Genomic DNA, 15,324 nt, shown 5'->3' with positions numbered 1-15,324 from the left:
TAGAGGCCATGGCTAGTTTCACCCACACCGTGAAAAAAGCATGGATTCAGCCTATGCTGTCAGACTTTTCAGCCAACGGCAGGCGCAGGAGAGGAGTTGGGAATATGCAGAGTTACTGGCCGGAATTTCTGACGGTCGCCCTTGTACACTTGCTGGCAGTGGCAAGCCCCGGGCCGGACTTTGCCGTAATGCTCAGACAGGCTCTATGCCAGAGCCGGCGGAATGCGCTGCTGACGGCCATCGGTATCGGTGGCGGAATTCTGGTGCATATCTGCTACTCTCTCCTGGGGATTGGCCTGCTGATCCAGCAATCGATCATGCTCTTCAATGTCCTCAAGGTGCTGGGGGCAATTTACCTCGCCTGGATTGCTGTGCAATGCCTGCGGGCAAGGGCCGGAGGCGTTCATGTGGAACAGGATCCAACAGGTGGGCAATCCGGTATCGCAGCCCTGCGCCTGGGCTTTCTGACCAATGCCCTGAACCCCAAGGCGACGCTGTTTTTTGTCTCCCTGTTCTCCGTTGTAATCAGCCCCGGCACGCCCATCGCACTCCAGGCCGGCTACGGCTTTTACATGGCCATGGCCACCGGGCTCTGGTTTGCCATGGTTGCCGTCTTCTTTACCCTGCCACGGGTTCGCCGGGGGTTTAACCGGTTTGGCCACTGGCTGGACCGGCTGATGGGCGGTGTACTCCTGTTGCTGGCCGGCCAGCTGCTACTGTCTACAGTGAGCGGATCAGAGCCTCCGTCTGCGCCCATCCTAGACACGGATCGGTAATCGAACAGCCGTAACTCAGATCGTCACCGTCGTCCTGGCGGCCCGGCTCCAGGAAGCTTTCCAGCATCAGACCACGGATATGGTGGTTGCCGGCACGGCGCTGGGCCATCACCTCACGGGCGATATCCATCTGGCGCTCGGCCTGTTTGCAGGCATTGTCATGGCTGCAGTCCACCATTACAGCCGTGGACAAGCCGGCATTTCCCAGGGTGCCGACGGCCTGCTCGACACTTGCCGCATCGTAGTTGGTAATGCCGCGGCCACCGCGCAACACCAGGTGGGTGTCGGGGTTCCCCCGGGTGGTAATCATGACCGGCGCGCCTGTGGCCGAAACCCCAAGATGATGATGGGAATGGGAGGCCGACTTCATGGCATTGGTGGCCACGGCGATACCGCCATCGGTGCCGTTCTTGAAGCCGGTCGGCATGGGTAGCCCACTGACCATCTCCCGATGCACCTGAGACTCGGTGGTTCGAGCACCAATAGCCGTCCAGCTCACCAGATCCCCGAGGTAATCCATAGCGAATGGGCTCAGGGCTTCAGTGGCCAGTGGCAGTCCCATGGCAGCCAGGTTCAGCAGCAGGCGGCGGGAGCGACGCAGCCCCTCATGCAGATCGCCTGCACCAGTGCGCTCGGGATCGTACAGCAGCCCTTTCCAGCCCACGGTGGTTCGTGGTTTCTCCAGGTACGCCCGCATAACAATCAGGAAGCGGTCGCTGACCGCATCCGCCAGCGCCTTCAGCTTCTCCCCGTATTCCAGGGCAGCCACCTCATCGTGGATGGAACAGGGTCCCATCACGATCAGGGTTCTGGCGTCCGTACCTTGCAAAATCCGCCGGATCGACTGCCTCTGCTCTTCCACCTGCCGGAGGACAGAGTCGCTCACCGGCATCTGCTGCTTGAGCTCCGCCGGCGTTGGCAGAACCACTTCCTGTCGGTGGACGACCGGAGACTCCTCATCCTGTTGTGTCAGTTCAGTGTTCAAGGGCATGTTCATGTCAGTGTTTCCGTTTCCCTGCGTCAGAATCAAAAAAACCCCGGCTGGGCTACCAGTCGGGGCTTTTTGAGTCCGGTGGCAGCCTGGGTTTTCTGCCGGGCTGCCTTCCTCGTTATTCGTTCGATGAAGATGCTATGGGCGGCCCCGGCTCTGGCTAAAATAAAAGCCATAACCAAACCACCAAAAAAACACAGCAGCGACTGCAGCCGCCGGCTTGGTGCCGAAAGCTTGCAAAACATTCAATTGACAGGTCGCGTGTGTCGTCTTCATGCTTTTCAATATATACCCCTGGTTTTCACCTTGGCAACCCGTGTGTCGGAGTTTTTTCAATGCCGACGGAAGGATTGGGAGCACTCAATGGCCGTTTTTGTCCGACGATACCCTCCGCAGCTTTTCCTGGTTCTATTGCTGGGGCTTTTTTCCAGCCAGACTCTGGCCCAAGCGGAGTCCCGCGTTTACCAGCTTGATAACAGACCGGGCGACGATGTGGCCGTGCAAATTCGCGAGCTTTACCAGGGCTCGCCAGTGACCGTGACCGCCCGTGGCCAACAACTGGTGGTGCGCGGTGAGCCAGACTTGCTGGACGAAATCGGACGGCTTGTCGAAACTCTGGACGTGGCGCCAGTCCAGATCCGCATCACCGTTCGCTCCAGAACAGATAGCGGCGGCAAACGCTCAGGCGCCGGCATTTCCGCGTCCGGAGGCCAGGCTAAAATATCAGCGGAACGCCGCATTACCACGACCGGCAGCGCCCAGGAACGAACACTGGTTATGCAGGATGGCCAGTCGGCGCATATTACCTCGGGCCAGATCCGGACGATTCCAGTCGCCGTTCGCGGCGGACGGAATCCTGCAGCTTTCCTTCAACAAGTCGAAACCCGTAGCGGTTTTTTGGTCAGCCCACAGGTGATTTCTGATCAGGCGGTGGAACTGAACATTGTCTCGTTCGAGGAGGAGCCGGCAAACCTGGACGGTTATGAAACGGAGGCGGTGGTCACCATTCGGCGGGTTGAGCCAGGACAGTGGGTGTCGCTGGGCAGCACAGCAACCCGTTCGAGCCAGGAGCGCAGTGGCATCACCTACCAGGTAAACAGCAGCCGCTCCGAGAACCGGAGTTTTGAAGTGCGGGTTGACCTTCTGCCCTGACCTCAGGCGTTTCGTTTGCCCAGGAGAATCTGCTTGGCCTCATTCAGTTTGGCCGCCAGGTAGTCATTGCCACCCCGGTCCGGGTGAAGCTTCTGCATAAGCCGGCGATGGGCCATCACGACCTCTTCTTCAGCACAGCCGGCTTTCACCCCAAGGATATCGCAGGCCTCGCGTTCTGACATCTGGCCAGTCAGATCCGTGCGCTGGCCGGATTGACGGTTTGCCTGCTCCTGCTCTGCTCCCTGCTGTTTTTCGCCCATGAACCGGCTGATGACCGGGGCAAATTTCAGCAGCGCGGGCAGCTTGCGCAACAGGGGAATCACGGCCGCCACTGCTGCCGTCAGTACATGGACTCGACCGGTCAGAACCATGAAAACCAGCAAGGCGCCACCGATCACAAGAACAACTTTCCAGGTGGCCGCCTTTTTCTTTTCGGCGGACAACGCGCCCCACTGTTTCAGAATCACAAACACGGCGGCTGCCAACGCGATTCCCAGAATCCACTGCATGGTTGATCCTCACCCTGAATACCGTCGTAATTCTGTCACCGACGCCTGTTACATTGCCAGTGCCCTGCGCGGAAAAACGCCCGCCACGAAAACAACCATGATGTTTATCAAGTCCGGCAAGCCCGGAGTCTAGATAGAAATACTTACAACCCGGTGACAATAGCGACCCTGATTTTGTAGGATGCTATGCTTCTCCAAATCTGACACAGATCCTCAGGACACGAACCATGCGCACTGCTTCCCGCTTTCTGATCGTCATTATATTTCTCGGCGTAGTGCTCGGAGGCATCTTCGGCTACAAGTTCTACCAGTTTGGCCAGATGCAAGAGCAGATGTCCCAGCCCCAACCGCCGGCCCAGATTTCCGCGGTTGAGGCCCAGAACGAAGCCTGGACACCGGCCATCAAGGCCGTGGGCAGTGTTGAAGCTATTAATGGTATCCAGGTGGCCAATGAGGTGCCTGGCGTGATCGAAACCATCAATTTCGAATCCGGCGACGTGGTCAAACAGGGCGACGTATTAATCCGCATTGACGCCGCCATTGATGAGGCTGCTCTTCGCACACGCCGCGCCGAGGCGCAACTGGCCGAGCAGGAATTCAAACGGGTATCCGACCTTTTGCCCAAACGCGCAGTATCGCAGTCCCAGTACGATGAAGCCAAGGCCAATTTCGACGCCGCTCGCGCACGGGTAAACGAGGCCGAAGCCCAGCTGAGCAAGAAAATCATTCGGGCGCCGTTCGATGGTACGCTCGGTATCCGGATGGTCGACCAGGGCGAGTACGTTGCCACCGGCACCGCGATTGTAGAGATCAATATGCTGGACCCGATTTATATCGACTATACCCTTTCCGAGAAAAACCTTCCGAACGTAGCGACAGGCTACCCCGTGGTTGCCACCGTTGCGGCTGTTCCGGAAGAGGATTTCGAGGGCTCCGTCAGCGCGATCAACACCTCGGTTAACCCGGAGACCCGGACTGTACGCGTTCGCGCCACGCTCTCGAACCCGGACAACCTGCTGCGTCCGGGCATGTTTGCCACCGTATTGACACAGCAACCGGAAGACAACGAAGTGGTAACTGTGCCGCGCACCGCCATCTCCTACAACACTTACGGCGACTTTGTGTTTGTGGTTGAAGAAAACGAAGAGGGCAATCTGGTCGTTAATCGTCGCACGGTAACCACCGGCGAAACCCGCAACACCCGTGTTGCCGTTCTGTCCGGGCTGGAAGCCGGCGAAACCGTTGTCGAGAAGGGCTTGCTGCGTCTGCGAGCAGGCCAGAAGGTTGCCATTCAGGACGAAGAGCAGAAGCAGGGGGCGTCTGAGTAATGCGCTTCACCGACATTTTTATCCACCGTCCCGTACTGGCGACGGTGGTCAGCCTGCTGATCCTGCTTCTGGGTGCCCGCGCCGCCATGGAAATGGAAATCCGGCAGTACCCTGAGCTTGAAAGCACCACGGTGACCGTGACAACGGCCTATCCCGGCGCCAGCTCCGATCTGATCAAAGGTTTCATTACCACGCCACTGCAGCAGGCAATTGCCGAGGCGAGTGGTATCGACTATCTCACGTCCACCAGTTCCCAGGGCACCTCCACCATCGAAGCCAAGATGGTGCTGAACTATGACGCCAACGCAGCCCTTGCGGAAATCCAGGCGAAGGTAGCGAGCCAGCGCAATGTGCTGCCGGCGGAGGCCCAGGACCCGGTAATCACCTCCACCACCGGTGACTCAACCGCCCTGATGTACATCGCCTTCTACAGTAACGAGCTGGCGGTGCCTGAGATCACCGACTACCTGACCCGCGTTGTCCAGCCCAGACTGCAGGCACTTTCCGGTGTCGGCAAGGCCGAACTGCTGGGTCGTAAATTTGCCCTGCGGGTGTGGCTGGATCCGGAGCGTTTGGCCGCCGTGGACATGACACCCCAGGAGGTGGTCGCAAAGCTCCGCGCCAACAACTATCAGGCTGCCGTGGGCAACACCAAAGGCACCTACACCGAGATCAGCATGACCAGCGACACCGACGTCGCTGATCCGGACGCGTTCCGCAACCTGGTCGTCAAACAGTCCGAAGGCACCCAGATCCGCCTGCAAGACATCGCCCGGGTCGAGCTGGGCTCAGAAACCTACGATCAGCTGGCTCTTTACAAGGGGCAACCGGCCACCTATGTCGCCATTGAACTGGCTCCCGGGGCCAACCCGCTGACGGTCGCAGGCCTGGTGAAAGACGAGCTGCCGGATATCGAAAACCAGCTACCGTCCGGCCTGGATGTACGCCTGGCTTACGACGCATCGGACTTTATCGAAGACTCCATCAACGAGGTTATCCAGACACTGCTGGAAGCCATGATCATCGTTCTGGTGGTCGTGTTCCTCTGCCTCGGTTCGGTTCGAGCTTCTATTGTTCCTTCGGTTGCGGTTCCGCTGTCACTGATTGGCGGCGCCTTCATCATGCTGATGTTCGGCTTCTCGCTGAACCTGCTCACCCTGCTGTCGATGGTTCTCGCCATCGGCCTCGTGGTGGATGACGCCATTATCATGGTAGAGAACGTTCACCGGCATATTGAGCAGGGCGAATCCCGTTTTGACGCCGCGATCAATGGCGCCCGTGAGATGGCGGTTCCCATCATTGCCATGACCACCACCCTGGTGGCGGTATACGCACCTATCGGTTTCATGGGCGGACTTGTTGGGTCGCTATTTACCGAGTTTGCTTTCACGCTCGCAGGAACTGTGGTTATTTCCGGCATTGTTGCTCTGACACTCTCGCCCATGCTGTCGGGCAAAGTTCTCAAACCTCATGGCAACCCTGGTAAATTCGAGAACGCTGTAGAAAAAACCTTCAACGGCCTCGCCGCCACCTACAAGTCGGCCCTGAGCTCGCTGATGCAAACCAAGTCGGTCGTCGTTTTCTTCGCCGTCGTGGTGCTGGGCTCCATCTATTTCATGGTCTCCATGAGCCAGAACGAGCTGGCTCCCACCGAGGACCAGGGCATTCTGTTCTATCAGGGCCTTGGCCCACAGACGTCGACCCTGGATTACCTGCTGGAGCACGGCGATGAAATCCAGGAGCGTATGTCGACGGTTCCGGGCTACAACGAAGACTTCATGATCATCGGTATCACCGGCCCGAATGCCGTGTTCGGTGGCTTCAAGCTTGCGCCCTGGAGTGAGCGGGACATCAGTCAGTTTGAAGTCCAGCCCAAGCTGGATGCCGAGCTGAAGAACGTCACCGGACTGCAAACCGCCGTGTTCCCGCGCCCCTCCCTGCCAGGCTCTGGCGGCGGCCTGCCGTTCCAGTTCGTGATTACCACCGGCAACAATTATGAGCAGTTGGACCAGGTGGCTGACGAACTGCTGGGCAAAGCCATGGGCAGCGGTAACTTCATGTTCCTGCAGAAATCTATCAACTTTGATCGTCCCATAACGCGCATCAACGTTGATCGGGACCGTGTGGCGGACCTCGGCCTGTCGATGCAGGACGTCGGCCAGAGCCTGTCGAGCATGCTCGGAGGTGGCTACATCAACCGGTTCAGCATGGAGGGCCGTTCCTACCAGGTTATTCCGCAGGTTGATCAGCAGTTCCGGCTGGATGCCCAGGCGCTCAATGAGTACTACATTCGCGCAGACAACGGCGAACTGGTGCCGCTGGGCAGCGTCGTCAGCTTCACCCAGGATGTTGAACCGTCCAACCGGACCCAGTTCAACCAGCAGAACTCTCTGACCATTCAGGGTGTGGTTATGCCCGGGGTGGCCGCAGGCACTGCCATGGACTTTATGGAGCAGACCGCGGCCGAGGTGTTCCCGCAGGGTTACACCTACGACTACACCGGCCAGACAAGACAGTTGGCCACCCAGGGCAGCGCATTGATGGTGACCTTCTTCCTGTCTCTGCTGGTCATCTACCTGGTTCTGGCAGCCCAGTTCGAAAGTTGGCGGGATCCGTTCATTATCCTGGTATCGGTGCCCATGTCGGTGGCGGGCGCGATGGCATTCATCGTGCTCGGGTTTGCCACCATGAACATCTATACCCAGGTGGGTCTGATCACGCTGATCGGGGTGGTGTCCAAGAACGGCATCCTGATTGTCGAGTTTGCCAACCAGTTGCAAAAGGAACGTAGGCTGAACAAGGTGGATGCGGTAATCGAGGCGGCAGCCATTCGTCTGCGGCCAATCATCATGACATCACTGGCGCTGATCTTCGCCATGGTGCCTCTGCTGATTGCCATAGGCCCCGGTGCAGAGAGCCGCTTTGCCATCGGCCTGACCATCAGCGCAGGTCTTGGTATCGGCACGCTGTTCACCATCTTTGTCTTGCCAGCGTTCTATATCCTGCTGGGCCGTGATCACCACGGTTCAGCCTCCGAGCAATATGGCAACGGCTCCGGACCTGAGGAAAAATCAGCTCCGGCCCACTGATCAGATGCAAGGTCTCAGGCCCGGCCACGGCAACGTGAGTCGGGCTTTTTTTGTTGAGCAGATCAGGACATCAGCAGATCGGGCTCGTCAGCAATCTGCTTGCCAACTCCACTCTTCTGCAGGCTTTGCCGCCACTGAACCGTTTCGCTGGGCAATTCGCCAAAATGCTCCCGGTACAGGGCCGCAAACCGCCCAAGGTGAGAAAAACCTGCGTCGGCGGCATACCAGGAGATGTGCGGCACTTCGCACTGGCAATCCACCAGACGCTGCCGGACCCTCAGCAGCCGGTTACGCTGGTACAACCGATAAGGCGTCATACCGGTTTCACGTTTCATCAGATAGTAAAGATTCCGCTCGCTGACACCGGAGTGGCTGGCCAGTTCCTGGAGGTTGAAGTCCCAGCCCGGTTCATGCCTGATTTTTTCGATGGCCCTGAGCAACCGACGATCGAGTTTCGGGCACTGGCAGGTGTGGGTCGATTGTTTTGCAGACCGGGTCAGGTTGAGGAAAAGCTCATTCGTAACCCCGATGGCATGAGCGTCATCCCGAAAGAAGGGTGACCGATGGAGATAACAGGTGATGAGCTCCTCGTAGCTCGAGAGATGGTCGTCACTACAATCGGGGACGAGCGGGGCCGAAGTGCCCGGTTCCAGTCTGAGAATCAACACCCTCGCTTCCGGAGGCAAACGCAATCGAAATCGGTCCTCCGGCCATGCAAGGAACAGCTGGTTCAGGCATTGCCAGTGCTCATCCCGTGTTGCGATCTCCGGGGTGCCGGCCCTCGGCAACAGGAAGACAGGTGCACTCGCCTGGCAGCCCTTAATTTCCATGCCCTCAGCGGCATACAGACAGATCAGTCGGCCACGCTCAGTGATCAGCGTCGACAGGGCCCCTACCTGATGGCCGCTGCCCTCGAACAGGGTACAATCCATGTCATCACAACCGGACAATTCGCGAATTGCAGCAAGCCACTCAACGAGGGAGGCACGATTGAGTCGCAGGTAGGAATCGAGTTCCAGGTCTGGCGCAGTAGTTCGCATAGAGTTCCGGGGCAGAGATTTGCCCCTTGATAAATCAAACGGGGCCTCGGACCTAGCCAAATCTTGCAAAATACCCCTGGAAAGGCATCCGACTCCTCTAACCTTGATTTCGATCAATAAATACTCGATTAAGTTCCTGCCAGGGCGCTGGCCTGGCCATCAGGAAACCCTGGCCCCGGTGGCATTTCAACTCCCGGAGTTTGTCGTGCTGGTCTTCGGTCTCGATTCCCTCGGCCACCACCTCCAGATCCAGCGCCTCGGCAATCCCCAGGATCGCCGAGACGATGCGAGAATCACGGGACTTGCCGCCGAGCCGCCAGATAAACTGCCGATCAATCTTCAACACCTGCACGGGCAACGCGTGCAGGTACGCCAACGAGGAGTAGCCGGTTCCGAAATCGTCGATCGCGACAACCACTCCCTGCTCACCGAATTCCCGCAGCCGGTTCAGGCACTGCCTTGACAGGTTCATCAGGTGGGTTTCGGTAATCTCGATTTCAGGCACCCAACCCACACTGCGGATGCGCTCAAACAGAGGCCTCAGCAAGGCCTCCAGCCGGGGATCGGCAATCTGGCGAGCCGATATATTGATCGCCAGGCCAAGCCCCTCAGGCAACCTCTCCGACTCGCTTGGGAGGTCGGCAAGCACACATCGCACCAGGTGCTCGGTCAGTTCGTGAATGTGGCCCCGCTGCTCGGCGATGGCAACAAAATCACCGGGTGATACCGGGCCGAATTCCGGGTGATTCCAGCGTAAAAGTGCCTCCAACCCGGCGACCTTGCCAGTCGCGAGGTGGTACTGGGGTTGATAGACCACACTGAATTCCTCAGGAGCTGTCTTCACCGAGGCGATCAGCGCCTCGGAAAGACGCTGTCGGTGCCGCCCCCTTTCGGTGTCGACAGCACTGTAAAACCGGTAGCAGGCCCGCCCTGCCATCTTGGCCGTGTACATGGCCCGATCTGCATTCTGCAACAGCTCGGCGCCAGTTCGGCCATGGTCCGGGTAGACGGCAGCGCCAACCGACGCTGACAGGAAATACTCCCTGTCACCCACGATGATTGGAGCCTGGAAAATCTGCGTCATACGCTGACATAGGCTCTCCAGGTCCTCATCATTCTGCAGTTCAATGATGGCCGCGAACTCATCCCCAGACAGTCGCGCAACTACATCGCCCTTTCGCAGAACACTCTGAATACACTGGGCGGCCTGCTGGAGCACCTGATCGCCGCATTCATGACCGTGCAAATCGTTTATCGACTTGAAAAAGTCGAGATCGACGTACAGCACCGCGAAACATCCGCCGTCTGGCTCCCGCGGGGCCACGCGAGCCTTGAGGAATTCCTGGAACAGCGAACGGTTTGGCAGCTCCGTAAGTGGATCGTAATAAGCCAGAGAGGCCAGGCGCTCATCGCCGGCTGCGATATCCCCGACATCCGTGAAGATCCCTGCAAAGAACTGTCGCCCATCCCGCTGAACAGGATATATGGTCAACCATTGGGGATAGGTCTCGCCATTCTTGCGCCGGTTCCAGATCAACCCTTCCCAGCGCCCGTGATCGTCCAGGCTTTTCCACATGGTTTGATAGAACTCCGGGGAGTGCAGCCCGGAGCTGAGCACTGACGGCGCCTGACCGACCACTTCCTCGGCCTGGTAACCGGTCACCGAGCGGAACATCCGGTTGACGTAGGCAATTCTGGGTTCCGTTGTCGACAGCATGATTGCCCTTGGATGGCTATCTACCAGGGCCCTGAAATCTTGTTGTTGTAATGCCTGCATACACTGCTCACTCCCTTTTCGCAGCCCTGAACCTGGTCAGACAAGTTCCAGTCCCCAGCATAATCAGTATCTGTCGCCAACCTAGCCACATATTGCAAAAACACGATCGTTACGACCAAAACACAAGAGAACGTGAAGTAACGTTCAATTATTGCAATAACCGGATATCGAAAGGTCCCAAGGCAGCCGATAGTTGGTTAACGCGATTACCAACGCTAGAAAGCCGAGGACACTTCATGCGAATCAACGAACCCGTCAGCCAAAAAGAACGGGGATACCCGGAACACTATCACCTGATTACCACCACCGACCTTAGGGGCAAGATTACCGCTGCTAACGAAGAGTTTGCCGAAGTGGCTGGCTATACGATTGACGAACTGGTCGGCCAGCCCCACAACCTGATACGGCATCCGGACATGCCGCCGGGGGCTTTCGAGAATCTCTGGCAAACCATCAAGTCCGGAGAATCCTGGCGGGGTATGGTCAAGAATCGCTGCAAGAACGGCGATCATTACTGGGTGGACGCCTTTGTTACGCCAATACGAAAAGACGGCGAAATTGTCGAGTTTCAGTCGGTTCGCACACGCCCCCGACCAGATCAGGTTACCCGGGCGGAGAAACTGTATTCGGCCTGGAGGCAAGGCAAAGTACCCCGCCGGTATCTCGCAGTCAGTCCTCCCTTGTCATTGAAACTCAGCTGCCTGTATGGACTGCTGGCATTGACGTTTCTCTGGTTCGGCCTGTCAGAACTGGCCCTGCCCCATCTATTGGTACTGCAAGGACTGCTGCTGGCCGTATTCGCGGTACTGGTCTGGCTCACCCTTCCCATGATGCGCAGCGCCAGGGCGGCTTGTGCGGAGGCCCACCCGGCCATGCCCTGGATCTATACCGGCCGCCGCGATGAGGGCGCCTGGATCGAATTCGATCGTCAGAAACGGGATGCTGTACTTCGGGCCGTTTCCGCCCGCATGCATGCCAATGTCGGCAAGCTCCACGGCCGGAAACAGCGAACCGTCGAGTGGGTCGCCAACTCGGTGGCCAGCATCCGCAGCCAGCAAGGGGATATCCAGGACATAACCCGGGCTTTTGAGGAACTGTCAGAAAGCGTTCGGCGGGTCAGCGAACTGACAGCTCGGACCCACGACGCAACAGACGATGCGCGCCAGTCAGCCGGCCAGTGTCGCGGCCAGATGACCTCCATGAACCAGTCGCTGTCCGGGCTCGGCGGGCAGCTTTCCGTCGCCAATGAACGCATGCAGGCGCTGTCTGAAAAAAGCGATGCCATAGGCATGGTTCTGGACGTGATCTCCGACATCGCCGAACAGACCAACCTGCTGGCTCTGAATGCCGCCATCGAAGCCGCGCGAGCTGGCGAATATGGTCGCGGATTCGCCGTGGTTGCCGATGAGGTTCGGGGGCTGGCCCGGAGAACCCACGAATCCACCCGCAAGATTGATGAGATGATTGGTGCCCTGCAGACCGAGACCCGGGAAGTCGTTGACGTGATCAACAACGGCACCCAATGCTGTCAACAGACTGCAGGCATCGCCAATGAAGTCAGCGAAACCCTGGAAGCGACCCTCAGTGATGTAGATGTCATTACGTCCTGCACCCATGAGGTGGCCGGCGCTACGGAACAACAGGCGGCATTGAGTGTTCAGGTGGAACGTCAGGCAGCACGGCTCCTGGAGCTCGGTAACCGCTCGGTCGAGAGCAGCGAAAACGCCCGGGAAGAGTCGGAACACCTCGGCAATAACGTGGACCAGGCACAGTTACTGACCAGCCATTTCCTGCAGATGCTGTGTGATCGACTGTTGCCGACGACAGCGCCGGAGAACCGGCAACGATTCCCCGGGCCGACGCAATAAGGTAGTCTGGCGATCAACCCTCTGATTAACCGTGGAAGATCGCTGCAACCGTGACTCTTGGAACCCTGTTCTGGCTGTTCGTGGCCGGATTCGCCGTCTGGTACTGGTGGCGCGCCAAAGCCATCAAGGATTTCGTGCTTCAGGCCGCGCGTCGCTATTGCAAAAGCATGGACGTGATGCTGCTGGATGATGCGGTATTCCTCCGTGGTCTCTGGTTCAAACGCGACGATCAGGGGCGGATCCGAGTCTGGCGCCGGTTCCTGTTCGATTTCACATCCACGGGCGAGGAACGCTACACCGGCCGTATCATCATGCTGGGCCAGCGCATCCAGCATATGGAGCTGGAACCCCACCGGTTTTCCTGAGCAAGCAAGCGGGTTGCCACCACCAAAGTCTGACGCCAAACTGCGGCAATCACCTATCTGCCACACCATCACGGATATGTTCGGGTTTTCTATACTGTCGGGGTCATTTCCAACCAACAGACAGGGACAATGGACATCCATAACGACCACCGCTACGCAATCAACCTGAACGTCCGGGGCATTCAGCCCTCGGCCACCCTTCGCATCAACGAGCTGAGCAATCATCTCAAATCCGAGGGCAAGGACATTATCAAACTCGGGCTGGGGCAGTCCCCTTTCCCGGTTCCTGATCGCGTGGTGGAAGCGCTCAAGGAGCACGCCCACGAAAAGGACTATCTGCCGGTAAAGGGACTTAAGGGCTTACGCGAGGCAATCGCCGGCTATATTCGCCGTAGTGAGCGCATGCACTGCACCTGGGAAGACGTGCTGATTGGCCCGGGCTCCAAGGAACTGCTGTTCATGCTCCAACTGGCCTACTATGGTGACCTGCTGATCCCGCGCCCGAGCTGGGTTTCCTATGCCCCGCAGGCCCGGATCATCGGCCGCTCGGTTCACTGGCTGCCGACCCATGCCGAGAACAACTGGCAGCTCACCGCCGAAGAACTCGACATCATCTGTCGGGATGATCCCTCGCGGCCCCGGATACTGATCCTGAACTATCCGTCCAACCCCACCGGTTGCACCTACACCGACGACCAGCTCCTGGCCATTGCCAATGTGGCCCGCAAATACCGGCTGATCTTGCTCTCCGATGAGATCTACGGTGAGGTACATTTCGAGGGCAGGCACAAATCAATTGCCCGGTATTACCCGGAAGGCACCATCATCAGTACCGGCCTCAGTAAATGGGCAGGTGCCGGCGGCTGGCGTCTTGGCACATTCATTTTCCCCCGGGAACTGAGGCCGCTGCAGGACGCCATGGCCATCATCGCCAGTGAAACCTACACGGCGACGAGCGCACCGATCCAGCACGCGGCCATTGCAGCGTTCAATGGCGGTGACGACATCGACGAATACCTCAAACAGTCTCGTCGGGTGCTCAAGGTTGTTGGCGAGTACATGCATCGTCGACTGAGCGACATGGGCGCGGTGGTCCAGAAACCAGAAGGTGCGTTCTACCTGTTCCCGGACTTCTCCGGGTTCCGGGAACAGCTGGCCAGCAAAGACATCAAGACCAGCCAGGCCTTCTGCCAGGCCCTGCTGGAAAACACCGGCGTGGCCATCCTGCCTGCCAGCGACTTCGGTTTCGTACCGGATCATCTGGCGGCGCGCTTGGCCTTCGTCGACTTCGACGGTGCCGAATCCCTGGCGCTCGCCGGCGGCGACTATGCAGAACAGGAGCTGGGCGACGACTTCGTCAAACAGGCATGCCCACGACTGGTCAAGGCTATGGAAAACATGGAGCAGTGGCTGACCAGCCTCTGATTCTGCCGTGTTAGACTGGCGCCCTCAATCTCTTACGGGATATCAACGGGGGCGCCATGTCTGATTCTGTTTCTCAGCTCGAGATTACTGACTTTGCCGAAAATCTGGCCCGCGAGGCCGGAGAACTGATTCGCCGCGAACGGGACAACAACGCCCTGCGCACCGATTACAAGCACCAGACCGAGTTGGTAACCCACGCCGACGTCATGGCGGACGAATTCATCACCGGCGCCATCCGCAAACGCTTCCCCGGCCATCGCATCCTTTCCGAAGAAACCATGCCTGATCTCAGCCAGGCGGAAGAACTCGAGACACCGCTTTGGATCGTCGACCCTATCGATGGCACGGTGAATTACGCCTACGGCCACCCGCAGGTGGCGGTGTCCATTGCCTTTGCCGAAAAAGGCCGCGTTCAGGCCGGAGTGGTGCATGCGCCGTTTCCCGGGGAAACCTTCCGGGCGACCCGTTCCGAAGGTGCAACCCTGAATGGCCGTCCGATCCGGCACAGTGGCGCCACCGTGCCCCGTGATGCCCTGTTTGCCACCGGCTTCCCCTACACCAAGGACAGCCTTGAGCAGTTGGTCAAACGCCTGGACGCCATGATCCATCAGTGCCGCGACCTGCGCCGTATCGGTTCCGCAGCACTGGATATCTGCTGGGTGGCCTGTGGCCGACTGGATATCTACTACGAGAACGTCAGCCCCTGGGACTTCGCCGCCGCCCGCTTGATTGCCCTCGAAGCAGGTGCCACGGCCGGCCATTTCAGTGAAGTGCCTGAAGGCTATCCTGCCGACCTCTGGGGCCGCGATATCCTGATCTCGGCGCCGGCTGTCTGGGAGCCTGTTCGGTCCATCCTCCGGTCTGCCTCCGGCTACGACTGATTGCGTTAGTGCTTGCCTTCAGAGTGTGCTCCCTAGCCTTACAGCTTTGGGGCGGGCACGGAATGGGAACCTTCTTCCAGGAACCGCTACGAGCACGTCCATGTGCGCTTGGCGACTACCATC

Annotated in this window: 12 protein-coding genes; 8 read left to right on the top strand and 4 right to left on the bottom strand. The window is 58.6% G+C overall.

Translation table 11 applies throughout. The features are described 5' to 3' along the window. Nucleotides 1–104 precede the first annotated feature (104 nt). Nucleotides 105–776: a LysE family translocator gene (locus CFT65_RS04690; protein WP_088826841.1), complete on the top strand. Its 672-nt coding sequence runs from the start codon at nucleotides 105–107 to the stop codon at nucleotides 774–776. Here the strand turns inward: CFT65_RS04690 and CFT65_RS04685 are convergent. Continuing rightward, nucleotides 721–1,773, bottom strand: coding sequence for a 3-deoxy-7-phosphoheptulonate synthase (locus CFT65_RS04685; protein ID WP_088826840.1), 1,053 nt, complete (start codon nucleotides 1,771–1,773; stop codon nucleotides 721–723). The genes CFT65_RS04690 and CFT65_RS04685 overlap by 56 nt on opposite strands. Nucleotides 1,774–2,130: 357 nt before the next feature. On the opposite strand from CFT65_RS04685, the gene CFT65_RS04675 reads away from it, so the two are divergent. Next, complete coding sequence (locus tag CFT65_RS04675; protein ID WP_088826838.1) at nucleotides 2,131–2,919, top strand: secretin N-terminal domain-containing protein; 789 nt, start codon at nucleotides 2,131–2,133, stop codon at nucleotides 2,917–2,919. A gap of 2 nt (nucleotides 2,920–2,921) precedes the next feature. On the opposite strand, the gene CFT65_RS04670 is transcribed toward CFT65_RS04675, so the two are convergent. Beyond that, nucleotides 2,922–3,428 carry a molecular chaperone DnaJ gene (locus tag CFT65_RS04670; protein WP_088826837.1) on the bottom strand — a complete coding sequence of 169 codons (507 nt, stop codon included), beginning with the start codon at nucleotides 3,426–3,428 and terminating at the stop codon, nucleotides 2,922–2,924. A 227-nt stretch (nucleotides 3,429–3,655) separates the two neighbouring features. On the opposite strand from CFT65_RS04670, the gene CFT65_RS04665 reads away from it, so the two are divergent. Both CFT65_RS04665 and CFT65_RS04660 read left to right on the top strand, forming a co-directional pair. Further along, nucleotides 3,656–4,756, top strand: coding sequence for an efflux RND transporter periplasmic adaptor subunit (locus CFT65_RS04665; RefSeq protein WP_088826836.1), 1,101 nt, complete (start codon nucleotides 3,656–3,658; stop codon nucleotides 4,754–4,756). Next, on the top strand, nucleotides 4,756–7,845 hold the full coding sequence (locus CFT65_RS04660; RefSeq protein ID WP_088826835.1) for an efflux RND transporter permease subunit: 3,090 nt from the start codon (nucleotides 4,756–4,758) through the stop codon (nucleotides 7,843–7,845). Before CFT65_RS04665 ends, CFT65_RS04660 begins: the two co-directional genes overlap by 1 nt. Before the next feature lie 62 nt (nucleotides 7,846–7,907). Here CFT65_RS04660 and CFT65_RS04655 read toward each other — a convergent pair whose 3' ends face one another. Beyond that, nucleotides 7,908–8,885, bottom strand: a complete 978-nt coding sequence (locus CFT65_RS04655; protein ID WP_088826834.1) for an AraC family transcriptional regulator — start codon at nucleotides 8,883–8,885, stop codon at nucleotides 7,908–7,910. 97 nt (nucleotides 8,886–8,982) lie between these two features. Beyond that, nucleotides 8,983–10,662, bottom strand: coding sequence for a putative bifunctional diguanylate cyclase/phosphodiesterase (locus CFT65_RS04650; RefSeq protein ID WP_088826833.1), 1,680 nt, complete (start codon nucleotides 10,660–10,662; stop codon nucleotides 8,983–8,985). A 236-nt stretch (nucleotides 10,663–10,898) separates the two neighbouring features. On the opposite strand from CFT65_RS04650, the gene CFT65_RS04645 reads away from it, so the two are divergent. The 4 genes from CFT65_RS04645 to CFT65_RS04630 all read left to right on the top strand — a co-directional run bounded on the left by CFT65_RS04645 (nucleotide 10,899) and on the right by CFT65_RS04630 (nucleotide 15,201). Next, entirely contained in the window at nucleotides 10,899–12,530 is a 1,632-nt protein-coding gene (locus tag CFT65_RS04645) for a PAS domain-containing methyl-accepting chemotaxis protein (protein WP_088826832.1), read from the top strand. A 50-nt stretch (nucleotides 12,531–12,580) separates the two neighbouring features. Beyond that, entirely contained in the window at nucleotides 12,581–12,895 is a 315-nt protein-coding gene (locus CFT65_RS04640) for a DUF3301 domain-containing protein (RefSeq protein ID WP_008173344.1), read from the top strand. Nucleotides 12,896–13,024: 129 nt separating this feature from the next. Next, complete coding sequence (locus CFT65_RS04635) at nucleotides 13,025–14,320, top strand: pyridoxal phosphate-dependent aminotransferase (protein WP_088826831.1); 1,296 nt, start codon at nucleotides 13,025–13,027, stop codon at nucleotides 14,318–14,320. A gap of 56 nt (nucleotides 14,321–14,376) precedes the next feature. Next, nucleotides 14,377–15,201, top strand: coding sequence for an inositol monophosphatase family protein (locus CFT65_RS04630; RefSeq protein WP_088826830.1), 825 nt, complete (start codon nucleotides 14,377–14,379; stop codon nucleotides 15,199–15,201). Nucleotides 15,202–15,324 lie beyond the last annotated feature (123 nt).

This window comes from Marinobacter sp. es.048 (genome assembly GCF_900188435.1).
Taxonomy (GTDB): domain Bacteria; phylum Pseudomonadota; class Gammaproteobacteria; order Pseudomonadales; family Oleiphilaceae; genus Marinobacter.
This window is presented reverse-complemented; position numbering and strand designations above follow the sequence as displayed.